Here is a 22,360-nt window from a genome sequence, read left to right as displayed (position 1 = left end):
ACGCTCACACCGTGGGCGCGTCAAGCGCCACGGTTGCGCATCCAATCGGCTGTTTTGAAAAAGCTGGCGTTCAAGCGCTCGCGCAGCACCGGGTCGACGTTCAGCTCGCTCATGGCTTGGTCCATGCAGGCTAGCCACTGGTCACGCTCGAGCACCCCGATCGAAAACGGCATGTGGCGCATGCGCAAACGTGGGTGGCCAAAACGCTCTGTGTAGTGCTCAGGCCCACCCAGCCAACCGCACAAAAACCAAAACAGCTTGTCGCGGGCGCCATCCAAAGTGCTGCCGTGGGCGTCGCGCAGCGCTTTGAAGCCAGGCTCCATGTCCATCAGGTCATAAAAACGATCGGCCAATGCACGCACAAGGCCTTCGCCACCGATCCAGGCAAAGGGCGTTTCAAACGGCGGCTTGTCTTCCATGTTCATAAGACGCGATTGTGCAGTGTTGCAAAGGGCCCGGAGCCAGCGGGATCACTGCGCCGATTGGCGCAATGTCTGAACCACAGGTTGGCGCAAAACGCCGGCCAAGCTCAAGCTGCCCGCGCCCCAAGCCAACAAGGCACCCGCCAGGCCACCGGCCAAAGGCACCCACAAAGGCGGCTGCCAGGCGAACTCGAAAGCGTAACGCGCCAAGGCCCAACCCACGGCCAAAGCCATGGCACTGGCCATGAAGCCGGCCAACCAGCCGATGCCCAAAAGCTCGGTGCGCTGCACCTGCGCCAACAGGCTGCGGCCCGCGCCCAGCGCCCGCATGATGGCGTACTCGCGCTCACGCGCTTGGCGGCTGGCACCCACGGCAGCCAAGAGCACCATCAGGCCCGCAGCCAAGGTGAAGGCAAACAAAAACTCTACGGCTCGGATCACCTGGTCCATCACCCGCTGCACCTGCGCCAGCGTGCTGCGCATGTCCACGCTGGTGATGTTGGGAAACTCGTTGACCATGGCATTTTCAAAACCCGGCACCCCTTGCGGCGACTGGAACGCAGCCATGTAGGTCATGGGCAGGTCAGGCATGCTGGAGACGGGGAACAACATGAAGAAATTGGCCCGCATCGAACCCCAGTCGACTTTGCGCAGCGAGGTCACGCGGGCCTGGTGCGCTTGCCCGGCGATGTCAAAACCCAACAGGTCGCCCAGCTGAACCCCCAGCGCTTTGGCGATGCCCTCTTCCACACTCACACCGCCCACCTCTTCGGCTTGCCAACGTCCTGCCACCAGGGGGTTGTGCGCGGGCAACTCGGCGCTGTGCGAGAGGTTGATTTCGCGGTCCAAGAACCGCTTGCCGCGATCGGCTTCCAAATCATCTGGCCCCAAAACGCGGCCGTTGATGGCCACCAAACGGCCACGGATCATGGGGAACCAATCGGGGGACTGGACGCCCGCATTTTTCAGGTGTGCCAAAAACGGCTCGGCCTGCTCGGGCTGCACGTTGATGACAAACCGGTCGGGCGCGTTGACCGGGGTGGCTTGGCGCCAACTGGCGATCAGGTCGGTGCGCAGCAAGACCAGCAAAGCCAGCGCCAGCAAACCCACCGACAAAGCACTGACCTGCACCACCGCAAACACGGGACGTGCCGCCACTTGGCGCGTGGCCAGACGCAGCCAACGGGGGGCTGATTCGTCGGGCACCGAGCGGCGCAGCACCCACAAAGCCGCAGCAGCCAACGCGGCAAACACCAGCAGCGCCAGCGCAAAACCGCCCACCGTGATCAAGCCCAAGGTCAAGTTGCGGCTGACCATGAGCAAGGTCAAAGCAAAGCCGATCAAACCCATCGCCAACACCAAGCCTGATCGCACCTGCACGTTGCCTAAATCTCGCCGGATCACGCGCAGAGGCGGCACCTTGGCCAATTGCAACACCGGTGGCAAGCCAAAAGCCACCAGCAGCGTCAGGCCCATGGCCAAACCCATCCCGGCGGGCTGCCCACTGGCGCTGGGCAAATTGGCCTCGACCAAACCGGCCAGCAAAAACACAAAGCCCAAATGCACGGCATAACCGGCCAACACCCCCAACACGCTGGCGACCACGCCCGCGCCCAAAAACTCCAGGCCATAACTCAACGTGAGTGTGCGCTGGCTTTGGCCCAAAACACGCAGCAAAGCGCAGGCATCAAGTTGGCGTTCGGCAAAACTCCGCGCCGCCAAAGCCACGGCCACAGCGCAGAGCAAAGCCGCCAACAAAGCGACCAAATTCAAAAACTGCGAGGCCCTGTCCAAGGTTTGCCGCATCTCGGGGCGACCGCTTTCGAGCGACTCAACTTTGACGCCACGCACCTCAGGCTTGTCCACTTCCGCACGCGCCCAAGGCAAAAATTGGCCCACTGCCGCATCGTTGCCGGCCACCGCCATGCGCCAGCTCACCCGGCTGGCCGGCTGCACCAAACCGGTCGAAGCCAAATCGGCCTGGTTCATCATCACGCGGGGCGCAAAAGCCATGAAACCGGCCCCCCGATCAGGCTCGCGGGTGATGGTGGCTGCGATGCGCAAACGGCGCTCGCCCAGGCCCAGCAGGTCGCCGACCTGCACGTTCAAGGCTTCAAGCAAAGCCACATCGACCCAGACCTCGCCCTCAGGCGGAATGGTGGCCGCAGGCTGACCTGCAATTTCCAAGCGGCCACGCAGGGGGTAACCAGGCTCCACCGCTTTGAGGGCCACCAAGCGGGTGGGGGGAGGATTGGAGGATGGGCTGCTGGCCTCTTCTTTAGGCATGGCTCGCGCCATGGTCGGGAAACTCACATTGGTGTTGGTTTGCAAGCCCACCGCTTGGGCTTGGCGCACAAAAGCTTTAGGGGTGCGCTGGTCGCTCACCACCACCGCATCGCCACCCAAAAGTTGCCGAGCGTCGCGCCACAAACCCGACTGCATGCGGTCGGCCAAAAAGCCCACCGCCGTCAAAGCCGCCACAGCCAGTGCTACCGACAACATCAACAGACGCAACTCGCCCGCCCGCAGGTCACGCCACAACTGGCGGGCACCCAGCTTCAAACCATGCGTCCAAGATTGCTTGTTCATGCCCTGACCTTAACGCAGGGGCGAAGGTCTGGCAGGGCTGGGGGCTTGCACACGCGCTGTATGCGGTTGAAAGCATGGGGCCAGAAAACCAAAAAGCCCGCAGTCGTTGAACTGCGGGCCTTGAAATTTGGTGGTGATAGGTGGATTTGAACCACCGACATCAGCATTATGAATGCTGCGCTCTAACCAACTGAGCTATATCACCCGACTCGGTAGGCTGACGCCACCAAGCCCAAAATTATACACAAAAATCTTGATCCGACCGCTGCAGATGCGCCGACAATTGCCCAATGACCGATCACCTCTCTATGCCCCACGCCAGTGCCACCGAGGCTGCCCGCCTGATCTGGGCCCATTGGCAAACGGGCCAAGTGCTGAGCGCACTGCCCGAAGCCTGCTGTCCCATGACTTCCTCAGAGGGCTACGCCGCACAAGCCCAATTGCCGGTGGTGTCCGGCCGCAAGGTACTCGGCTGGAAAATCGCTGCCACCAGCGCGAATGGCCAAGCGCACATCAACGTGAGCGGCCCCATGGCTGGTCGCTTGTTGTCGGGCCAGGTGTTTGAAAGCGGCGTCACCGTCCCTTCAGCCGGCAACCGCATGCGCGTGGCCGAGCCGGAATTTGCTTTTGCCATGGCGCAAGACCTGCCACCGAAAGCAGCGCCTTACACCCAGGAGCAAGTCATGGCCGCCGTGGCCAGATTGCACCCGGCGCTGGAAGTGCCCGACTCGCGCATGGAGCCGTTCACCGCCGCAGGCGAGGCGCAACTGCTGGCCGACAACGCCTGTGCCCGCCACTTTGTGCTGGGTCCGGCCGCCCCAGATGTCTGGCGCGATCTGGACTTGAGCACCTACCCGGTGCAGGCCCAAGTCCAACACGGCAAGCAACTCAAGTACACCCGCGATGGCTCGGGGGGAAACGTGCTGGGCGACCCGCGCATCGCCCTGACCTGGCTCGCCAACCAGCTGTCGAGCCTAGGCATCACTTTGGAAAAGGGCCATGTGGTGACGACCGGCACCTGCATGGTGCCTTTAGAGCTGCTGCCGGGCGACAGCGCCAGTGCCGATTTCGGCCCGCTGGGCCATGTGAAGATGATTTTTTCGGAGGTTTAAACCATGTCAAAACCCACATTGGCCCTGATCGGTACCGGTGGCACCATCGCAGGTGCTGCCAGCGCCGCCTCGGTCAGCACCGACTACAAACCCGCCAGCCTGAGCCTGGCCGCCGTGGTCGACACGGTACCCGAGCTGCGACAACGCTATGGCATCGAAGTCACCCAGCCCATGCAGCTGGCCAGTTACGACGTCCGGCCCGAGGATTGGCTCCATCTGCATGCGGCCGTGATTCAAGCCGTGAACAACCCCGATGTGGTGGGCATCGTGGTCACACACGGTACCGACACGCTAGAAGAAACCGCCACTTTTTTGCACCTGAGCGTGGACACCGAAAAACCCATCGTGGTGGTGGGGGCCATGCGCCCCGCCACAGCCTATTCAGCCGATGGCCCAGCCAATTTGTTAGATGCCTGCAGTGTGGCCGCCTGCCCCGGTGCGCGTGGGCGCGGCAGCTTGGTGGTGATGAACGGGCGCATCCATTCTGGCCTGTGGGTGGGCAAACGCCATGTGAGCAGCATAGAAGCTTTTGACAGCCCACTGGCCGGAGCCTTGGGCGAAGTGGCCGACCAGGCGGTGCAGTGGTTCCGCGCCGCCAGGCGTGCTCCGACCGTGGCTTGGCAAAGGCCCACCACCTGGCCCAGGGTGGACATTGCTGTGGCCTATGCCGGGGTCGACGAGACCGCGATGCGCGCCTTTATAGCCGCTGGGGCGCTGGGCATTGTGCATGCCGGTTTGGGCAATGCCAACACGCCCACGGGGTACCGCGCCTTCATTCAGTCTTTGCCCGCGCAAGGCGTGCTGGTGGCGCGTTGCGCCCGCTTCATCACCGGCAGCGTGACGCGGGCCAGCATCTACGCCGATGCCCAACACGGCATCCTGACTGCAGGCCCCTTACCGCCGCACAAGGTGCGCATCGTCATGTTGTTGGGCCTAGCGCACGGCATGGACGGGCCCGCGATTCAAGCGTGGATCGACCAGATTTTGATGGCTGGCTAATTAGTGGGGCCGTTGACTCCAATACAACACCGTACCACTCACGCTGGCCATGACCATGAGGCCCACAAAGCCAGCACGGTAAGTGCCAAACAAGCCCGACAAAGCCCCGAACATAGGCGGCCCCATGACCACGCCCAAAAATGTGAAGGCCAGCGTGCCGCCTGTGGCCATACTGGCCATCCCTGGTGGTGCACGGCGGGCCACTTCGGCCAAATAGACGCCGTTCCAGCCAATGGCCGAGGCGCCAAAACCCACCAAAATGGCGATCACCAAGGCATGCGGCGTGTCGGTGGTCAAAAAGGCAGAGCCCAAAGCACAAACAGCCATCATGCTGGCCAAGAGCAGCAACATGCGCCGCGCCCCCAGCCAGCGGTCGGCCACATATCCCCAGGCCACACGACCACCAATGCCACCCAGCTGGGTCACGGACAAAGCCAAGCCGGCCGCCACCAAGCCATACGACAAATCGTCGTGCAGAAAGGTCACCAAATAGGTGGTAAGCGACAACTGCACCATCGAAAACATGAAAGAGCACGAGGCCATGGTGAGCAAGGCACGGTGCGCCAACACCATGCGGATTGGGTCGATCAAACTGCCCCAACGAATGCGCAGGTGAGCTTGCCGGTCGCTGTCCAAGTCGGCCCGCAAGCTCTGCGAGATCCCAGCGCACACCAGGCAAAGTGCGGCCACCACCAGCATGCTGAGCTGCCAATCGATGAGCAAGGCCAAGGGCGGCACAATCGCTCCCGCCAGCATGCTGCCCAATGGCACGCCGGTTTGTTTGATGGAAAAAACCAAAGACATTTGCGCTTTGGGTGTGGTGCGGGCCAACAGGTGCGAGCTGGCCGGGGTGATTGGGCCGTAGCCCAAGCCAATGAGCACGGCGCCCAAGACCATGGCCGGTAACCAGGGCACCGCACACAAAGCCAGACCCACTGCGCAGAGCACGAGCCCCCATTGGCTGACCCGGATGGCCCCCAGGCGGGCCACGGTGGCACCGCCCATCAAGGTGGCCACCATGGCACCAGCGTAGGTGACCGACACATACAAACCCACCAGTGCAGGCGACACCTGCAGAGTCTGCGCCACCACCGGCGCAACCACTGGCAATGTGAGCAAGGCCATGGCCACCATGGCCTGGATGACCAAGGTCAGTAGCAAGGGCCACCAGCTTTGCATCATGAAATCTCCCAAACAGGCGAGACGCAGACCCTCAGGCCCCAGCGCAGCGGAGCTGTCAATTGGCTTTGACGCCGGCCTTGATCAACAGACCGCCCAAGGTGTCGATCTCGTTTTTGAGGTGGTTGCGCAAAGCTTCAGGACGTGCTTGATCGACCGACACGGCCGAAATGCCCATGGCCTCTAGGCGCTGGCGCACTTCAGGATCGGTCACTGACTTTTGCAGCGCCGAGGTCAACTGGTCGAGCACCGGCTTGGGTGTGCCCTTGGGTGCATACAAACCAAATGAAATGTTGATGTCAAAACCATCCACGCCAGCATCGGCGATGGCGGGCACTTCTGGCAGCTGTGGCAAGCGTGCCTTGCCTGCTGAGGCATAGGCCTTGATCTTGCCACCCTTGACCGAGGGTACCGTGCCCGAAGTTTGGTCGCACAAAATGTCCACCTGACCGCCCATCAGGTCGTTCAGGGCCGGGCCAGTGCCCTTGTAGGGAATTTCATTGAGCTTGACGTTCAAGGCGTTCATCATCATGAGGCCGCACAAGTGCGAGGCCGAGCCCACACCCGCATGGGCCAAGCTGACTTTGGGTCCGTTGGCTTTCACGTAGGCCACAAATTCGTTCAAATTTCGCGCCGGAAAATCATTGCGCGTGACGATGACCATGGGGCCGCTGGTGGCGCGGCCAATCGGCTCAAAATCGTCGACTGGGTGATAGGGCAAACCTTTGTACATGGCCACATTGGTGGCATGGCTCACGTGGATCATCAACAAGGTGTAGCCATCGGGTCTGGCGCGCGCCACTTTGGCCGTGCCAATCGAGCCGGAAGCTCCTGCGGTGTTGTCCACCACAATTTGCTGGCCCAAGTGCTTTTGCATAGCCCCAGCAAAAACCCGGGTGATGGTATCGCCCGGTCCACCTGCGGCATAGGGCATGACCATGGTGATGGCGCGGTTGGGAAAGTCTTGTGCAGATACATGCAAGGCCGTAGCGGCCAACATGAGGGCCAATGCGCTGCGAACAAAACGGAATGTCATGGCGGTCTCCTTGAGGATTGTGAAAAAACGGATCAGGCCAGCAGACGCTGGCGAATGTCTTGAGGGTCCATCACCTGCAAAGGGAGCTCGCCCCCGTCCGGAATGCCCACTTGGGTGGCGTTCAGCAGCATGGAGACCATGACATAAGTACCGGACAAGACGGTGAGATCGACCACGGCTTGCTCACCCATGGCCGCGACGGCCTCTTGCCACAAGGCATCTGGTACGCGGTGGTTGAGCGACAACTGCACGCAGTAGTCGTAAACCAAGCGTTCGTCAGCTTGCATGTGGGTGGGGCGCTGGCATTGCTGCAAGTCGCGCATGACCGCATCGGACAAACCCGCCTTACGTGCGATGCGTTCGTGCGCCCACCATTCGAATTGGGCGTTGGAGATGCGCGCTTGGATCAAGATGGCGAATTCGTTCAAGCGCTTGTTCACCGAGGTGCGAAAACGCAAATAGTCCAGAAAATCAAAAGCACGCCGGGCCATGTCGGGGCTGCGCAACAAGGCGTTGTAAGGCCCGCCCAATGCGGCACTGGACACTTTGAGGATGTCATCGGCCAATGGCCGAACATCGGCCGCCAAGTCCTCGTAACGGATTTGCGAAAATCTCTCGATCATGGGGATGTGAGGGGGGATGACAAAGAAAAGACGTTAACAACAAGCTCCAGCTGACACAGTCGCCCAAATGACTGGTGCAACTGTGCACATGCCAGTGGATTAGGCGACACTGAGTTTCAGGACTTTTTTCATTTTCGAACGGATTCAATATGTTGAAATTTTTCTTTAACGCCGCACCCAACCCCATGAAGATTGCCTTGTTGCTGGAAGAGCTGGGATTGGCTTTTGAAGCCATTCCGGTCGACACACGGAAAGGCGAACAGTTTGCGCCCGACTTCTTGGCGGTCAACCCCAATGCCAAGGTGCCCGCCATCACCGATGGCGACACCACCGTGTTCGACAGCAACGCCATCTTGTTGTACTTGGCCGATCGCGAACAAAAGTTCATACCCAGTGTGGCCCAAGCCAAAGAACGCGGTGCAGCCCTGTCTTGGCTGATGTTCATCGCCAGTGGCATTGGCCCGTTTTCGGGCCAATCGGTGCACTTTCGCCATGCGGCACCCGAGCCCAAAGCCTACGCGCTGAACCGCTACGACTTTGAGGCCCACCGCCACTGGACCGTGCTGGAGAAACACTTGAGCCAGCACACCTACATGCTCGGCGAACACTACAGCATTGTCGACATGGCCCTGTGGGGCTGGGCGCGCCTGCTGCCCTATGTGTTGGGCACAGGAGACGCCACCTGGACCCAGTACCCCCACATCAAACGCCTGCTCGATGCGGTCAATGCACGACCCGCAGCGCAACGGGCTGAAGCTTTCAAAGCCCGTTACACCTTCAAAACAGAGATGGACGCCGAGGCCAAAAAGTTCATGTTTCCGCAAAACGAGCGTTTGCAAAATCCATGAAATGACCGCATGAATTTGACAGGCGGATGGCATTGGCATGTGCGAGCGTGGCGGTCCAAGCCACGCTGGTCGCCTGCCTGCGAGCAGATCAGCGATTGGTTGCTGGCGCAAGACATGCCTCGGCAACAATTGGTGTTGATTGGTGCCAGTGCGGGCTGGATGCTGCCCACGGCTTGGTTGGCGCAATTTGAAGAGGTCCATGCCTGGGACATCGACCCTTGGGCCCAACCGCTTTTTTATGCGCGACACGGCCGGCACCTGAAACGCCAAGGCAAAGCATTGCACCTGCACACCGGCGACGGTTTGGCCATATTGCCCGAACTGGTACGCACCCTGCCCAGCGCTTTTTTCTGGTTTGACAATGTGCTCGGGCAATTGCGCTTCACGGGCTTGCCTCTGAAAGAGACCACTCGCCGATTGGGCCAACTACAGCATCAGATGAAGGGTGTAGCCTGGGGCAGTTTGCACGACCGCATGTCAGGACCCCGGTTGCCAGACCACCCTTGGCCGCAGTCCAAAGCCGCTCTTGCAGGATGGGCGATGGAATCCAACCAAGGCCAAGATTGGCTGCGCAGCACAGGGGCTGTAAGCCCTTGGCTCGACCACCTGACAGAGCAGGTTCTGCCACAGGGCACACCCGTGCAGTACACAGCATGGCACTTCAAACCGGGCTACGCACATTGGCTTGAAATGGGTTGGTGCCCGCCAACCCTTTGATGCCGGCCTGAGCGCCGGTCACTTCAAGCTGGAGGGACCCTGCTCGAAGCTTTGTCCCAAGGCCAGAAGTTGCGGCGTTTCAATGACCGCGTTCAGGCCATCGAAGTCCAGCATTTTTTCTTGCCAGGGGCGCGTGGTCTGGTGCGTGTGCAAGCTGGCGTAATAGCCTTGAAGCGTGTGCAGCACCGCACGAGCAGTGCCGCCGGGGAAGATCACGATCTTGAAACCCCGCTCGCCCAGCTCGGTGGCGCTTTGCACCGGCGTCTTGCCGCCTTCGACCATGTTGGCCAAAAGTGGCACCCGCTTTGCAAACTGAGCGCAGGCGCGGTTCATCTGATCGTCCGAGCGCAGGGCTTCGATGAACAAGGCATCGACACCGCACTCCAGATAGCGCTCGGCCCGCTCCAGTGCGGCGTCCAGACCTTCCACGGCCACCGCATCGGTGCGGGCCAGAATCAAGGTCTTGGGGTCATGGCGTGCGTCCAGTGCTGCACGCAGCTTGCCCTGCATCTCGGCCACAGGCACCACGCCCTTGCCGTCCAGGTGGCCGCAGCGCTTAGGGAAGGTCTGGTCTTCGATCTGGATCATCGCGGCACCGGCCCGCTCGAAGTCGCGCACAGTACGTTGGGTGTTGAGCGCATTGCCAAAGCCAGTGTCCGCGTCCACGATCACGGGAATGTTCACCCGGTCGGTGATGTGGGCCAAGGTCTGCGCCACTTCGGTGGCGGTGGTCAGACCAATGTCGGAGCGTCCTAGGCGCGTATAGGCGATCGATGCACCCGACAAGTACACAGCTTCAAAACCGGCTTGCTGCGCGACCAGCGCGGTGAGCGCGTCGTACACACCGGGGGCGAGCAAGGCCTGATCTTGTTGCAAGCGCTGGGCCAAAGTGGTGTGCTGACTCATGGCGTGTCTTTCAAAAGTTGTTGTGCGGTATGTGCTGCGATGTGGCCGCCCGCGATGGCGCTGAGCAAGCCATTGCCCGACAAGTAGCCCCACACCGCCTGCCCCGACACACCCCGCGCTGCGCCGCCTGCGGCCAGCAAATTGGGCAAAGGCGTGCCGTCCTGGCGCAACACGCGGGCTTGCGCGTCGATGTCCAAACCGCCTTGGGTGTGGAACAAAGCGCCCGTGACTTTGATGGCGTGAAACGGGGCTTGCAAGGCGCGTTTGAACGTGCGGCCCGTGGCCGGGTCGGTGCCGGGTTGCACGGCGTTCAAAGTGGCTTGCAAAGCGTCTGGCGGGCAGCCGATCAGCTGTGCCAACGCCACCGCATCGCTCGCGTGCTGCACCGCACCCGCGCCTTGCGCCGCCACAAAATCCGGAAACCCTTGCGCAAAATTCAGCAGTGCATCGTCGAACACGTTCCAGGCCACACCTCCGGGTTGGGCCAGCACATGCACCGCCGCTTCGGAATAGCCCTGGGTTTCATCGTGAAAGCGTTGGCCTTGTGTGTTGATCTGCACACCGCCTTCCATCATCACCGCCCACGAGATCAAAGCACCTTGTGGCACGGCCCAAGAGCCGTGGCCTTGGTAAGCGCCCAAGTCGGCCAGGCGTGCGCCCAGTTGTTGACCCCAGGCGATCGCGCTGCCGTCGTTGCCCACATGACCCGCATAAGTGGCCTCGGCCATCTCGGGCAGCATCTCTTTCACCATGGCCGCAGCACCGCCAAAACCGTTGCAAGCCAAGATCACTGCATCGCAGCGGATGCGCTCGGTCTGGCCATCGGGCCGCACAAAACCCACCCCTTGGATGCGCTGCGCGGTGTCGGCCCACAGCTCTGTCACTTGCGCTTGCGTGAGCACCACCACGCCTGCAGCATCGGCTGCGGCTTGCAAGCGACTCATCAGACCCGCCCCGGTTTTTTCGGGCACCGCGTGCATGCGGTGGGCGCTGTGGCCGGGGTACAAAAAGTTGTCCAGCACCTGCCAGGGCAAGCCATGGTGCTGCGCCAGCGCGTCCATGGCCGGGCCGATATGCTGTGCATACGCCTGCACCAAATGCGGCGCGGCCTGACCGTGGGCCTTGGCCTGGATGTCAGCGGCGAACGCCTCCACGCTGTCGGTGATGCCTTGGACCTTTTGCGCTTGCGTGCAAGGCGCTGGCACAAAGCCAGACGACAAAGCGGTCGAGCCTGCGGCAAACGCATCGCGCTCCAGCACGACGCAGTCCACGCCCAATCCGTGCAAAGCCAGTGCCGCCGTGAGACCGCAAGCGCCAGCGCCCACGATGACCACCGGCGCCATGTCCTCGGACTGCAATTGGTCGGCCGGGCAAACCAGCGGCAGCGGCGCGTTCACGGCTTCAGCCCAGTTGTTTCAAAAATGTGGCGCTGTCCATCACATCGGCGACCGAACCCATGTCGGCCAGCGCGGCCTGGTGCGCGGCTTCTCTGAAGGCGGCGCAACCGTCCGACAACACAATGGCGTGGTAATCGCGCACATGCGCATCACGTACCGTGCTGGCCACGCCACCGTTGGTGACAATGCCACACACCACCAGCGTGTCAATGCCTGATTTTTTGAGTACCCAGTCGAGTTGCGTGTTGAAGAAGGCCGAATAAGCCACCTTGAACACCGACACATCCACCAGCGGGGCGAGCAAGTCCACATTGGCCTGGCCCCGGCTGCCCGGTGCAAAGTCGCCCTTGCGCAAAAACGGGCGGCGCTCTTTCAGGTGCGCTGAGATCATGGGCTCGCCCTGCGCGTTGGGCCACAGGGTGAACAAACTGGCGGTCACCAAACCACCGTGGGCTTTGATGGCCCGTGCCACCGGGGCCATGCGCTCGGGCAACTTCACCGCCTCAGCGCTCAAGGTGTTGCCCCGGGCATAAGCGCCGTCGGGTGCCAAAAAATCGTTTTGCAGGTCCACAATGACCATGCCCAGTTTGGCGTTCTTCAAGTTCATGCTGTGCGCTCCACCAACAAGTTGCCCAATTTGTCCACACGACCTTCAAAGCCGGGCTCCAACCACACGGTCGTGTCGGGCTGCTCCAAAATTGCCGGGCCTTGCACCACGGTGCCCACGGGCAGGCTCAAGCGCTCGTAGCGCTGTGCCGTCCACCACTGGCCCTGGTGGTACACCTGCTGCTCGCCCAATGGGGCCGTGCGGCCCTCGCCTTGCGGCGCCAGCACCGCCAAGTCGAACTTGGGGCGTCGCCCGATGCGGGCATAACGCAGGTTCATCACGCGGATCACCGGGCCTTGCAGCACACGGCCAAAGGCGTGTTGGTAGGCGGCTTCAAACGCGGCCAGCAATCCTGCCGCGTTCAAAGCTTCGCGCTTGAGGGGCACTTGCAGGGTATGGGTCTGACCCATGTAGAGCATGTCAAAGCTGATGACTTCGTCCACCCGCACAAAGTTGACTCCGGCAGAATCGAGGCGCACTTGGCAAGCCTCGGCCAAGCTGTCCACGCGCTCCAGCAATGCAGGCCAAGCCACATCGGCCAGGGCCACGTTCAGAGTCTGCACCGCGTCGTGGCGCATGTCGGCCATCACGCAGCCCAGCGCCGAAGTGACGCCCGGGTAACGCGGCACGATGCCGGTGGTCACGCCCACCTCCCGCATCATGGCGCAGACATGCAGACCGCCGCCACCGCCGAACGGCATGTAGGCGAACTGGCGCGGATCGTGCCCGCGTTCGATCGACACCACGCGGATCGCCCCGGCCATTCGGGCATTGGCCACCGTGAGGATGGCCTCGGCTGCGGCCAACGCCGTCAGACCCAAAGGCGCGGCCACATGCTGGGCAATGGCTGTTTCGGACAAGCCCGAATCGAGCTTTTGCAACAAGCCGCCACCCAGTGGCCGGTCGGCCGCAATGCGGCCCAGCAGCACGTTGGCATCGGTCACCGTGGGGCGGGTGTTGCCACGCCCATAACAGGCCGGGCCGGGAATGCTGCCCGCCGACTCGGGGCCCACTTGGAGCATGCCACCCGCATCGACCGAGGCGATCGAGCCGCCACCAGCGCCGATGGTCTCGATCTGGATCATGGGCGAGCGCACCACCAAGCCAAATTCGATGGACGTTTGCGCAGCCAGCGCCGCCTCGCCACCGGCTACCAAAGACACGTCAAACGACGTGCCGCCGATGTCGCCGGTAATGACGTTCTCAAAACCCGAAGCACGGGCAATTTCGGCGCAGGCCATCACGCCCGCCGCCGGACCCGACAGCGCGGTGCGCACCGGCACATCACAAGCCGTCTGGCGCGACATGACGCCACCATTGCTTTGCACAATCAGCAACTCACCGCCAAAGCCCTGGGCACGCAGGTCGCCATCGAGGCGCTGCAAATAGCTGCCCACCACGGGCTGCAAAGCGGCGTTCAAGGTGGCCGTGGAGCAGCGCTCAAACTCACGGATTTCGGGCAGCACTTCGCTCGCCGCCGTCACATAGCTGTTGGGCCAAATCTCGCGCACGGCCGCCACAGCGGCTTGTTCGTTGCCGGGGTTGGCATAGGCGTGAACAAAGAACACACACACCGCCTCGCAGCCTTCGCCCAACAGGGCGCGGGCTTGTTCGCGCACCTGGTCCAGATTCACGGGCGTGTGCAACTGCCCATCGGCCAACACGCGCTCGTCCACTTCCAAACGCCAAGCCCTTGGCACCACCGGCGTGTAGCTGCCGCGCAGACCCCAGGTTTGCGGGCGGTCGCGGCGGCGCATCTCCAGCACATCGCGGAACCCCCGTGTGGTGATGATGCCGGTGCGGGCGATCTTGCGTTCCAGCAAAGCGTTGGTGCCCACGGTGGTACCGTGCACGATGGTGGCGATGTCTTTGGCCCCTTCGGCACCGGTGGCCCCGGTGACTTTGGCGATGCCGTTCATGAAGCCCCGGGCTTCTTCACCCCGGGTCGATGGCACTTTCACGATGCGGGCCAGGCCGGTTTTTTCGTCCAACACAAACAAGTCGGTAAACGTACCGCCCACGTCCACGCCCACCACCCAATGGGGTTGGTTCAGAGAATGCCCACTCATGCTTGTTCCTTGGTGTAACCGAGTGCGCTGTCTTTGGCACGGTCTTGCGCCGAACGGTCAGCGGGTGCGCCCCAGCCGCCGCCACCGGGCGTTTGCAGACGCACGCGATCGCCCTTCTTCAATTGAATGCCCAGCATCTTGGACACCATGGGGGGTGATTTCCACTCGCCGTTCTGGCAGTACTCGAACACATTGGGCAGCGCAGGCTGGCCGCCGTGGATGCCTTTAGGAGCCGACTTGCCGCGCTCGCCAAAGATGAAAGCCTCGGCGCTGTCTTCGAGCAACTCGATCTCGTAAATCGCACCCAAGCCGCCCCGGTGCTGGCCATCGCCGCCCGAGCCCGAGCGCAAGGCCCACTGGGTGAAGCGCACCGGGTAGGCTGCTTCCAGAATTTCCATCGGCGGGATCGTGGCGGTCGAGATGGGCGCATTGCCGTGCGACAAGCCGTCGCCATCCGAATGGCCGCCGTGACCGCCGCCAAAAAAGCTGAACATCACCCAGCGCTGGCCATGTCGTTTGGCATCGGTGCGGTGGCCGGCGATCGACAAGGCGTTGATGGTCCCGTAGGCATGGGCCACCGCCCGCTGCGGATCGGCCAAGGCCGTGGCGCTGAAAATCACGTCGATCATGCGCAAGATGGTTTCGGTGTAGCCGCCCACTGGGCGCGGGCGCGAAGCGCTGATGACCAGACCCTCGGGAATCACAAAGTCCACCGCATCCAGCACGCCCGCGTTCGCCGGCACATCGGGGAAGACATGCTTCAAGGCCACATAACACGCCGCCACAGCCGTGGCACGCGAAATGTTCACCGGCCCTGCGCACTGCGCCGAGGTGCGCGAGAAGTCCAGCGTCAGCCGGTCACCGGCCACGGTCATGTCGAGCGCGATGGTCAACAACTCGTCTTTCACGCCGTCGTTGTCCAGCACGTCTTCAAAGCTGTAGCGGCCATCGGGCAAGCTGCCAATGTGCGAGCGCATCAGGCGCACAGCTCGGGTGCGCAGCTCAACCAGGGCCTGTGCCACTTTGGCATCGCCGTATTCGTCCAACAGCCCGTCCAAGCGGCGTGCGCCCAGTTCGAGCGCGGCCAGCTGGCCGTTCAGGTCGCCCCAAAGACTGTCGGGCAGGCGGGTGTTGGCGCGCAAGATGGCCAGCACATCATCGTCCAGCACACCGCCACGCAAGATGCGCACCGGCGGAATCTGCACCGCTTCTTGCCAGCATTCGGTGGCCGCTGGGTTGTAGTTGCCGGGCACCGCACCGCCCACGTCGTGCCAGTGCGCGGCCGATGCCAGAAAACAATACAACTGCCCGTTGCGAAAACAAGGCTTGACCAGCTTGAAGTCGTTGGCGTGCGTGCCGCCCTCATACGGGTCGTTGAATAACCACACATCGCCCGGCTGCATGCCGCCGCGCTCAGCGGCCACGCACATGGCCGCCCGCACGGCAAAGGCCATGGCGCCCACAAAAACCGGCAGGCCCGACTTGCCCTGAATCAGCGTATCGCCCGATTGCGCATCGTACAGGCCGTGACAAGCGTCGTGCGCCTCGGCAATGATGGGGTTGAAGGCGCTGCGGTAGAGCGTCGCGTCCATCTCGTCGGCAATTTGTTCGAGACGGCCGCGCAGAACGGCCAAAGTCACGGGGTCCATGGCTGTCGCGGCAGGAGAATGAGAATCGATCGGGTTCATGCGGGCTTTCTTCTTCGGAGCAGGGCTAACAAGCCGCCTGCATCGACCATGTCCATTAAAAAATCAGGAATCGGAGCACAGTCCAGACGCTGACCACAGGCGCGCATCACCACAGGCCTGTCGCCATCAAACCGCACCGCAATGCATTCGTCTGCTTCGATTTGACCGGCTTCAGGACAAGTCAAAAGCAAAAGCCCCAAGTTGAAAGCATTGCGAAAATAAAGGCCACTGTAGGAAGGCGCAATCACCGCTGCCAAGCCCAGGTGCCTCAGTACACCGGCAGCCTGCTCACGGGAAGAGCCGATGCCAAAGTTGGCACCGGCCACGATCACATCGCCCTCGCGCACGCCCGGGGCAAAGTCGCTTCGTACCGCCTCCAGACAGTGCTTGGCAATGACATCCAAACCATGCTTCATGTAAGCACCAGGAGCCAAGACATCGGTGTCCACGTCAGCACCCAAGCACCAGACCCTGGCGTTGTCAAATGTGCGCTGCTTCATGCCAGCACCTCGCGTGCATCGGTGATGCGACCGCGCAAAGCAGAAGCGGCGACCGTGTAGGGCGAGGCCAAATACACGTTCACACTGGCTGGGCCCATGCGGCCTTTGAAGTTGCGGGCGGTGGTGGAGATCACGGTAGCGCCATCGGGAAAAGTAGCGCCATAACCCGCACAGGCGCCGCAACTGTTGGGCAACACCATGGCGCCTGCGTCTTGCAAAGTTTGCATGACGCCTTCTTGTGTGGCTTGGGCTTGTTCACGTGCACTGGCTGGGGCCACCATCAGCTGCACACCTGGGGCCACATGCTTGCCTTTGAGCACCGAAGCTGCAGCGCGCAGGTCATCGATTTTTGCACCAGTGCAGGCACCGATGTAAGCGATGTTGGGCAGCACATCAGCGAATGCACCCACATCCCGTGTATTGGCAGGGCTGTGCGGAGCAGCCACTTGGGGACTCAGGACCGATGCGTCAAACCGGTATTCCTCCAAATCAGCGTCTTCGTCGGAGCACCACTGTTCGGCATTCACCAAATCAGCATCGCTCACGCCCACGCTACGCAGGTATTGCAAGGTGGTGTCGTCGGCCGCAATCAAACCAACTTGCGCACCCATCTCGGCGCTCATATTGGACAGCGTCATGCGCTCGGCCATCGACAGCGCCTGGACCGCAGGACCGGCAAATTCGACCGCTTGGTATTGACCGCCGTTCATGCCAAAACGCCCCACCATATGCAGCATCATGTCTTTGGCCGACACGCCCGATTGCAATCGGCCCGACCAATGCATGCGCAAGGTGCGCGGCACTTGCAGCCAAATTTGACCCGTCGCGCACACACCCAGCATTTCGGTGGCTCCGATGCCAAACATGTAGCAGCCAAATGCACCGCCAGTGGGCGAGTGAGAATCCCCCCCCACACACAACATGCCAGGCTTCAAATGGCCCCGCTCGGGCAGCACCACATGGCAAATGCCCTCGCTGTCGATGACGTTGGGCAGTTGCCAGACTTTGGCAGTATCCCGAGTGATTTGGATGATCTTTTGGGCATCCGCGTCTTGGGCCGGTACATAGTGGTCCAGCACCAAAACGACTTTGTTTTTGTCCCAAATCTCAGCGCCCAGTTCGTCCAGCATAGGCTTCAAACGACGAGGTCCAGAAGAGTCATGGAACATGGCCAGATCGACCTTGCAGGTGACCAACTCACCGACCGCCACATGGCTTCGCCCGGCTGCACGGGCGATCAGCTTTTGGGCCAAAGTTTGTGCAGGTTTTTGGCTCATTCAGGCTTGGCTCCTGCATACTGAACCACAGCCCGCCAACGCACAATTTCACTGTCGACAAATCGGGCAAACTCTTCGGGGCTGTTGCCCACGGGCGTAGCCCCTTCGTTTTCAATCCGACGCTTGACATCGGGCGACTGCACAGCGGCTCGCGATGCATCGGCCAAGCGCTTGGTCAATTCTGGACTCATGCGGCCGGGACCGAACAAACCAAACCAAGCGCTCGACTCGTACCCGGGCAAACTTTCACCAATGGCTTGCACCTCTGGGTAAGCTGGCAAACGTTTGGCACTGGTGACGCCCAGCGCCTTGAGCTTGCCCGCCTTGATGTGTGTTTGCACATTGCCCACGGCTGCAAACATCAAATCCACTTGACCGGCCAAGACATCTTGGACCGCCGGAGCGGTACCGCGATAAGGGATATTCACGATAAACACGCCCGACTGCATCTTGAAGGCATCGCCAGCCATGTGCAAAGACGAGCCCAAAGCACCAATCGCAAAGTTGAGTTGTCCCGGCTTGGACTTGGCCAACGCAATCAACTCTTTGATGTTGCTCGCAGGCACTTTGGGATGAGCCACAAGCACCGAGGGCGATGTCGACACCATGGTCAAGGGCGTGAAGTCCTTCACCGGGTCAAAGGGGAGGCTGGGGTACAAAGAGGCATTGATCGCGTGGCTGGTGAAACTCATGAGCAGCGTGTTCCCGTCTGGTGCTGCTTTGGCCACGGCATCTGCCGCCAAGTTGCCGCCTGCTCCAGGGCGGTTTTCCACCACCACCGTTCTGCCCAACTGAGGACCCAACACCTGAGCCAGTGTGCGCGCCATCGTATCGGTCGTACCGCCAGCCGGAGCACCCACCAAAATTCGGATGGGCGGTTGCGACTGGGCTTGCGCACAACACGCAAAAGCCAAGGCCGCCCCAAAGGTCAATGAACGGCGAGAAATCATTGGTTTTGTGGGCATGAAAACTCCTTGGAAGAGACGGGTAAAAATGAGATTGACGCCAAAAAGCGAGGGCATTCACCAGGTTTTGACCATGGGTCACATGCCCAAGTAAGCCCGCCTGAGGGTGTCGCTGGCCAACAATTCGCCAGGTGTTCCACTGAAACGGATTTGACCGTTTTCCATCACATACGCACGGTCAGCAATCTCCAGGGATTGGCCCACGTTTTGTTCCACCAACAAGATCGACAAGCCAGTGCTGCGCAGTTGAGAAATGAGACCAAACAACTCTTCGACCAACAACGGTGACAAGCCCAGAGACGGCTCATCCAAAATCAGCAAACGCGGCTCGGCCATCAATCCCCGGCCAATGGCAAGCATTTGCTGTTCGCCACCACTCAAGGTGCCTGCCAACTGGCTAACGCGCTCTTTGAGGCGCGGAAAGGTTTCGTAAACCTTGTCCAAGTTTTGCAGGCGACGCGCTCGCCCCCGTGTGAAGGCACCCAGCTCTAGGTTTTCATGAACGCTCAAATTCGGAAACACCTTGCGGCCTTCAGGCACTTGAATCAGGCCACGAACCACCACTTGACGCGAATGCAAACCGGTGATGTTGTGTCCGTCAAACTGCACCTGTCCAGCGCGGGTAGCCACCAAACCGCTCAGGGTCAAATTCAGCGTGGTCTTGCCTGCACCGTTGCTGCCCAGCAGTGCCACCAATTCACCTGGCATCACATGCAAATCGACCCCGCGCAAGACTTCGACCACGCCGTAGCCTGACTTGATGCCTTGAACATTCAAGAGGGCGCTCATACCGTGGACTCCTGTGCAACATGGGCTGATTGGCTTGATGCCGCGCTCTTTTGCAAACGCTCCGCCGTGCCATGGCCCAAATAGGCCTCTACAACGGCTTGGTTGTGGGTCACCTCAGCGGGAGTGCCTTGGGCAATCAGTTGACCTTGCGCCAGCACCCAGACCTCTTGCGCCAGGCTCATCACCGCTTGCATGACGTGTTCAATCATCAGCACCGTCACACCGCTTTGGGCAATGCCTTGCACCACGGGGATCATCTCGGCAATTTCTTGCGGGTTCAGGCCTGCCAGCACCTCGTCGAGCAGCAACAAGCGTGGACGCGTGGCCAGTGCACGGGCCAGCTCCAAGCGCTTGCGACCGGCCACCGTCAGGTCGCTGGCCAACTTATCCAGTTGTGGGCTCAGGCCTACTTGTTGGGCGACCGATTCGGCAAATTCAAGGGCCTGCGCACGGCCTGGTAAATGCAAGTGCGCTCCCACCGCGATGTTCTCGCGCACCGTTTGCGCCGCAAAAGGCTGCACGATCTGGAAAGTACGCGTCAGGCCCATGCGGGCATTCAGATGCGGCGGCTGGCCCGTGATGTCTTGCCCGTCGAATACGACCTTGCCAGTGTCGGGGATCAGGAATCCAGACATGAGCGCGAACAAGGTGGTCTTGCCAGCGCCGTTGGGGCCGATCAAGGCGCTCAGACGCCCTTCGGTCACCGACAGGCTCACGTTTTGCACGGCCTTCAAGCCGCCAAAGGACTTGCCCACGCCCTCGATTTGCAGCAGCGTGTTCACGATTTGTCTCCATCCGACTTGCTGCCACGCAACCATTGCAGCGGCGTGATGGTGCCCAGCCCCGCAATGCCGCGCGGCAAGAACATCACGATCACGATCAGCACCACGCCATAAATGACCATGTTGATGCCCGGCAACTGACCAAACAGGTTGCGCGTGAGGTCAGCCAAAATGTGCAAACTGACCGCACCCAGCAGTGGCCCCCACAAGGTGCCCATGCCGCCCACGATCGCCCCCACCAAGGCCTCGACCGAGGTGTGCGCCCCAAAGGCGATGGCCGGGTCGATGTACTGGAACACCTGGACATAAAACGCACCGCCTGCGCCCATCAGGCCGCCAGACAAAATGGTGGCGATCAGCTTGACGCTGAAGGGGTTCACGCCAATGGCACGGGCCGCGTCTTCGTTGTCGCGCACCGCTTGCAAGTAAGCGCCAAAGCGCGAGTGGCGCAGCCAAGCGGTGATGCACAGCGCCAGCGTGACCAAACCCAGCATCAGCCAGACGAATCCGGCGCGGCTGCCAAACTGCATGTTCGCAGTCGACTCTTTGAGCGGCAGCATCATGCCCACACCCGCTCCTGTAAAGGGCACCGAGGTGGCCAAAATTCGGAAGACTTCGGCAAAAGCCAGCGTGACCAGCGCAAAGTAAGAACCCTTGAGGCCATAGCGGAACGAGGCCGCACCCACAAAGGCCCCCACACCCGCCGCAAACACCATGGCCAGCGGCAAAGCCACCCAGGGGCTCAAGCCCCACTGCATCTGTGCGATGGCCTGCACGTAAGCGCCCGTGCCAAAAAACAGTGCATGGCCAAACGAAAACTGTCCGCCAAAACCACCCAGCACGTTCCACGCCTGCGACAACAGACACGCGTACAAAGACGTCATGACGAAGTTGAGCATCACGCCCGAGTCGGTGAACAAGGGCACCGCCCCCACCAGCACCACAAACAGCGCGATGTTGCGAAAGTCTTTCATGCCTTCGCTCCAAAAAATCCTTGCGGCCTGAGCAAAAGCACCGCAATGAAAATCACAAAAATACCCACTTGGCCCAGCGACTCACCCAGCAGCAAACCGCCCAGCGACTCGACCACACCAATGAGCAAACCACCGAGCAAAGCCCCGGTAAAACTGCCCATGCCGCCCAGAACCACGATGGTGAAGGCCACCAGCACAAAGCCGTTGCCCACTTGCGGGTTCACGTAATAGGCCGGCATCAAAAAGCAGGCCGCAGCGCCCAGACTGGCCAGGCCCAAACCAAAACACATGGCATACACATGGTCCACATCGATGCCCATCAAGCGTGCGCCTTGCTTTTCTTTGGATACCGCACGAATAGCACGGCCCAAATCGGTTTTCTGCACGATCAGCAAGAGCACAGCCGACACGACCAAGGCACCGGCAAAAGACACCAGTTTGGGCAGTGCAATGAAGGCCGGGCCGATCTCGACCGTGGTCAAGGTGTAGGCCGTTTCAATGGTGCGGGTGTCAGATTTGAAAAACAACAACGCCAGGTTTTCGAGCACGATCGAGAGGCCCAGCGTGACCAACAAAATGTTTTCGTCTTTGCCGTGGCTGGCGCGGTTGATGACCCCGCGCTGCAGCGCATAGCCCAACACAAACATGGCAGGCACCATGATGGGCAGGGCCATGTAAGGATCGACCCCGAACTGTTGCTTCAACATGTACACGCCATACAGCGCCACCATCAAAGATGCGCCATGCGCAAAATTGATGATGTGCAGAACGCCATAAATGAGCGTGAGGCCCAGCGCGATCAGCGCATACACGGCACCTGTGGTGATGCCGTTGAGCATCGAAGGAAACAGGATGTTGAAGTCCAGCATCGGGGTCTTTCA

At 61.2% G+C, this 22,360-nt stretch carries 21 protein-coding genes and 1 tRNA gene; 4 read left to right on the top strand and 18 right to left on the bottom strand.

Annotated features, from left to right (window positions below):
- Nucleotides 1-20 precede the first annotated feature (20 nt).
- From ABWQ00_RS00980 to ABWQ00_RS00970, 3 genes are all read right to left on the bottom strand, one after another.
- Nucleotides 21-425: a group II truncated hemoglobin gene (locus ABWQ00_RS00980; RefSeq protein ID WP_353236793.1), complete on the bottom strand. Its 405-nt coding sequence runs from the start codon at nucleotides 423-425 to the stop codon at nucleotides 21-23.
- Nucleotides 426-470: 45 nt separating this feature from the next.
- Nucleotides 471-3,011: an ABC transporter permease gene (locus ABWQ00_RS00975; protein WP_353236792.1), complete on the bottom strand. Its 2,541-nt coding sequence runs from the start codon at nucleotides 3,009-3,011 to the stop codon at nucleotides 471-473.
- A 128-nt stretch (nucleotides 3,012-3,139) separates the two neighbouring features.
- Nucleotides 3,140-3,216 (bottom strand) — tRNA-Met (locus tag ABWQ00_RS00970).
- A gap of 85 nt (nucleotides 3,217-3,301) precedes the next feature.
- Between ABWQ00_RS00970 and ABWQ00_RS00965 the strand changes: the two genes are divergently transcribed.
- The gene (locus ABWQ00_RS00965; RefSeq protein WP_353236791.1) at nucleotides 3,302-4,123 is read left to right on the top strand and encodes a 2-keto-4-pentenoate hydratase; all 822 of its coding nucleotides are present in this window, start codon (nucleotides 3,302-3,304) and stop codon (nucleotides 4,121-4,123) included.
- Nucleotides 4,124-4,126: 3 nt separating this feature from the next.
- Entirely contained in the window at nucleotides 4,127-5,122 is a 996-nt protein-coding gene (locus ABWQ00_RS00960; protein WP_353236790.1) for an asparaginase, read from the top strand.
- Here ABWQ00_RS00960 and ABWQ00_RS00955 read toward each other — a convergent pair whose 3' ends face one another.
- From ABWQ00_RS00955 to ABWQ00_RS00945, 3 genes are read right to left on the bottom strand one after another with little or no spacing between them, the layout of a single operon-like run.
- A complete protein-coding gene (locus ABWQ00_RS00955; protein WP_353236789.1) occupies nucleotides 5,123-6,304 on the bottom strand; it encodes an MFS transporter in 1,182 nt (393 codons plus the stop codon).
- Nucleotides 6,305-6,359: 55 nt separating this feature from the next.
- Nucleotides 6,360-7,337: a tripartite tricarboxylate transporter substrate-binding protein gene (locus ABWQ00_RS00950; RefSeq protein WP_353236788.1), complete on the bottom strand. Its 978-nt coding sequence runs from the start codon at nucleotides 7,335-7,337 to the stop codon at nucleotides 6,360-6,362.
- Nucleotides 7,338-7,369: 32 nt separating this feature from the next.
- Complete coding sequence (locus tag ABWQ00_RS00945) at nucleotides 7,370-7,960, bottom strand: carboxymuconolactone decarboxylase family protein (RefSeq protein WP_353236787.1); 591 nt, start codon at nucleotides 7,958-7,960, stop codon at nucleotides 7,370-7,372.
- A 149-nt stretch (nucleotides 7,961-8,109) separates the two neighbouring features.
- On the opposite strand from ABWQ00_RS00945, the gene ABWQ00_RS00940 reads away from it, so the two are divergent.
- Nucleotides 8,110-8,808, top strand: coding sequence for a glutathione S-transferase family protein (locus tag ABWQ00_RS00940; protein ID WP_353236786.1), 699 nt, complete (start codon nucleotides 8,110-8,112; stop codon nucleotides 8,806-8,808).
- Between the two features lie 9 nt (nucleotides 8,809-8,817).
- Nucleotides 8,818-9,525: a hypothetical protein gene (locus ABWQ00_RS00935; protein ID WP_353236785.1), complete on the top strand. Its 708-nt coding sequence runs from the start codon at nucleotides 8,818-8,820 to the stop codon at nucleotides 9,523-9,525.
- A gap of 18 nt (nucleotides 9,526-9,543) precedes the next feature.
- Here ABWQ00_RS00935 and ABWQ00_RS00930 read toward each other — a convergent pair whose 3' ends face one another.
- The 12 genes from ABWQ00_RS00930 to ABWQ00_RS00875 all read right to left on the bottom strand — a co-directional run bounded on the left by ABWQ00_RS00930 (nucleotide 9,544) and on the right by ABWQ00_RS00875 (nucleotide 22,348).
- Nucleotides 9,544-10,431 (bottom strand): isocitrate lyase/PEP mutase family protein, encoded by an 888-nt coding sequence (locus ABWQ00_RS00930; RefSeq protein WP_353236784.1) that lies wholly within the window; start codon nucleotides 10,429-10,431, stop codon nucleotides 9,544-9,546.
- The gene (locus tag ABWQ00_RS00925) at nucleotides 10,428-11,828 is read right to left on the bottom strand and encodes an FAD-dependent oxidoreductase (RefSeq protein ID WP_353236783.1); all 1,401 of its coding nucleotides are present in this window, start codon (nucleotides 11,826-11,828) and stop codon (nucleotides 10,428-10,430) included. Before ABWQ00_RS00925 ends, ABWQ00_RS00930 begins: the two co-directional genes overlap by 4 nt.
- 4 nt (nucleotides 11,829-11,832) lie before the next feature.
- Nucleotides 11,833-12,435 carry a cysteine hydrolase family protein gene (locus ABWQ00_RS00920; RefSeq protein WP_353236782.1) on the bottom strand — a complete coding sequence of 201 codons (603 nt, stop codon included), beginning with the start codon at nucleotides 12,433-12,435 and terminating at the stop codon, nucleotides 11,833-11,835.
- Nucleotides 12,432-14,504: a hydantoinase/oxoprolinase family protein gene (locus ABWQ00_RS00915; protein WP_353236781.1), complete on the bottom strand. Its 2,073-nt coding sequence runs from the start codon at nucleotides 14,502-14,504 to the stop codon at nucleotides 12,432-12,434. The genes ABWQ00_RS00920 and ABWQ00_RS00915 overlap by 4 nt, the downstream gene beginning before the upstream one ends.
- A complete protein-coding gene (locus tag ABWQ00_RS00910; protein ID WP_353236780.1) occupies nucleotides 14,501-16,192 on the bottom strand; it encodes a hydantoinase B/oxoprolinase family protein in 1,692 nt (563 codons plus the stop codon). Before ABWQ00_RS00910 ends, ABWQ00_RS00915 begins: the two co-directional genes overlap by 4 nt.
- Nucleotides 16,189-16,692: a LeuD/DmdB family oxidoreductase small subunit gene (locus ABWQ00_RS00905; RefSeq protein WP_353236779.1), complete on the bottom strand. Its 504-nt coding sequence runs from the start codon at nucleotides 16,690-16,692 to the stop codon at nucleotides 16,189-16,191. The genes ABWQ00_RS00910 and ABWQ00_RS00905 overlap by 4 nt, the downstream gene beginning before the upstream one ends.
- Nucleotides 16,689-17,969 carry a 3-isopropylmalate dehydratase large subunit gene (locus ABWQ00_RS00900; RefSeq protein ID WP_353236778.1) on the bottom strand — a complete coding sequence of 427 codons (1,281 nt, stop codon included), beginning with the start codon at nucleotides 17,967-17,969 and terminating at the stop codon, nucleotides 16,689-16,691. Before ABWQ00_RS00900 ends, ABWQ00_RS00905 begins: the two co-directional genes overlap by 4 nt.
- Nucleotides 17,966-18,934 carry a Bug family tripartite tricarboxylate transporter substrate binding protein gene (locus ABWQ00_RS00895; protein ID WP_502908045.1) on the bottom strand — a complete coding sequence of 323 codons (969 nt, stop codon included), beginning with the start codon at nucleotides 18,932-18,934 and terminating at the stop codon, nucleotides 17,966-17,968. The genes ABWQ00_RS00900 and ABWQ00_RS00895 overlap by 4 nt, the downstream gene beginning before the upstream one ends.
- Nucleotides 18,935-19,012: 78 nt before the next feature.
- Nucleotides 19,013-19,723, bottom strand: coding sequence for an ABC transporter ATP-binding protein (locus ABWQ00_RS00890; RefSeq protein ID WP_353236777.1), 711 nt, complete (start codon nucleotides 19,721-19,723; stop codon nucleotides 19,013-19,015).
- Nucleotides 19,720-20,508 (bottom strand): ABC transporter ATP-binding protein, encoded by a 789-nt coding sequence (locus tag ABWQ00_RS00885; protein WP_353236977.1) that lies wholly within the window; start codon nucleotides 20,506-20,508, stop codon nucleotides 19,720-19,722. The genes ABWQ00_RS00890 and ABWQ00_RS00885 overlap by 4 nt, the downstream gene beginning before the upstream one ends.
- Nucleotides 20,502-21,479: a branched-chain amino acid ABC transporter permease gene (locus tag ABWQ00_RS00880; protein WP_353236776.1), complete on the bottom strand. Its 978-nt coding sequence runs from the start codon at nucleotides 21,477-21,479 to the stop codon at nucleotides 20,502-20,504. Before ABWQ00_RS00880 ends, ABWQ00_RS00885 begins: the two co-directional genes overlap by 7 nt.
- The gene (locus ABWQ00_RS00875) at nucleotides 21,476-22,348 is read right to left on the bottom strand and encodes a branched-chain amino acid ABC transporter permease (RefSeq protein WP_353236775.1); all 873 of its coding nucleotides are present in this window, start codon (nucleotides 22,346-22,348) and stop codon (nucleotides 21,476-21,478) included. Before ABWQ00_RS00875 ends, ABWQ00_RS00880 begins: the two co-directional genes overlap by 4 nt.
- Between the last annotated feature and the right edge of the window lie 12 nt (nucleotides 22,349-22,360).

The sequence above is a fragment of the Limnohabitans sp. genome, from assembly GCF_040400975.1.
GTDB lineage: Bacteria > Pseudomonadota > Gammaproteobacteria > Burkholderiales > Burkholderiaceae_C > Limnohabitans_A.
This window is presented reverse-complemented; position numbering and strand designations above follow the sequence as displayed.

What these genes read in the sequence shown, in the direction of transcription:
- ABWQ00_RS00975 (WP_353236792.1), bottom strand. Translation starts at nt 3,011, where the DNA reads ATGAACAAGCAATCTTGGACGCATGGTTTGAAGCTGGGTGCCCGCCAG.
- ABWQ00_RS00945 (WP_353236787.1), bottom strand. Translation starts at nt 7,960, where the DNA reads ATGATCGAGAGATTTTCGCAAATCCGTTACGAGGACTTGGCGGCCGAT.
- ABWQ00_RS00880 (WP_353236776.1), bottom strand. Translation starts at nt 21,479, where the DNA reads ATGAAAGACTTTCGCAACATCGCGCTGTTTGTGGTGCTGGTGGGGGCG.
- ABWQ00_RS00920 (WP_353236782.1), bottom strand. Translation starts at nt 12,435, where the DNA reads ATGAACTTGAAGAACGCCAAACTGGGCATGGTCATTGTGGACCTGCAA.
- ABWQ00_RS00955 (WP_353236789.1), bottom strand. Translation starts at nt 6,304, where the DNA reads ATGATGCAAAGCTGGTGGCCCTTGCTACTGACCTTGGTCATCCAGGCC.
- ABWQ00_RS00910 (WP_353236780.1), bottom strand. Translation starts at nt 16,192, where the DNA reads ATGAACCCGATCGATTCTCATTCTCCTGCCGCGACAGCCATGGACCCC.
- ABWQ00_RS00950 (WP_353236788.1), bottom strand. Translation starts at nt 7,337, where the DNA reads ATGACATTCCGTTTTGTTCGCAGCGCATTGGCCCTCATGTTGGCCGCT.
- ABWQ00_RS00890 (WP_353236777.1), bottom strand. Translation starts at nt 19,723, where the DNA reads ATGAGCGCCCTCTTGAATGTTCAAGGCATCAAGTCAGGCTACGGCGTG.
- ABWQ00_RS00900 (WP_353236778.1), bottom strand. Translation starts at nt 17,969, where the DNA reads ATGAGCCAAAAACCTGCACAAACTTTGGCCCAAAAGCTGATCGCCCGT.
- ABWQ00_RS00930 (WP_353236784.1), bottom strand. Translation starts at nt 10,431, where the DNA reads ATGAGTCAGCACACCACTTTGGCCCAGCGCTTGCAACAAGATCAGGCC.
- ABWQ00_RS00895 (WP_502908045.1), bottom strand. Translation starts at nt 18,934, where the DNA reads ATGCCCACAAAACCAATGATTTCTCGCCGTTCATTGACCTTTGGGGCG.
- ABWQ00_RS00875 (WP_353236775.1), bottom strand. Translation starts at nt 22,348, where the DNA reads ATGCTGGACTTCAACATCCTGTTTCCTTCGATGCTCAACGGCATCACC.
- ABWQ00_RS00960 (WP_353236790.1), top strand. Translation starts at nt 4,127, where the DNA reads ATGTCAAAACCCACATTGGCCCTGATCGGTACCGGTGGCACCATCGCA.
- ABWQ00_RS00940 (WP_353236786.1), top strand. Translation starts at nt 8,110, where the DNA reads ATGTTGAAATTTTTCTTTAACGCCGCACCCAACCCCATGAAGATTGCC.
- ABWQ00_RS00980 (WP_353236793.1), bottom strand. Translation starts at nt 425, where the DNA reads ATGAACATGGAAGACAAGCCGCCGTTTGAAACGCCCTTTGCCTGGATC.
- ABWQ00_RS00905 (WP_353236779.1), bottom strand. Translation starts at nt 16,692, where the DNA reads ATGAAGCAGCGCACATTTGACAACGCCAGGGTCTGGTGCTTGGGTGCT.
- ABWQ00_RS00935 (WP_353236785.1), top strand. Translation starts at nt 8,818, where the DNA reads ATGAATTTGACAGGCGGATGGCATTGGCATGTGCGAGCGTGGCGGTCC.
- ABWQ00_RS00915 (WP_353236781.1), bottom strand. Translation starts at nt 14,504, where the DNA reads ATGAGTGGGCATTCTCTGAACCAACCCCATTGGGTGGTGGGCGTGGAC.
- ABWQ00_RS00965 (WP_353236791.1), top strand. Translation starts at nt 3,302, where the DNA reads ATGACCGATCACCTCTCTATGCCCCACGCCAGTGCCACCGAGGCTGCC.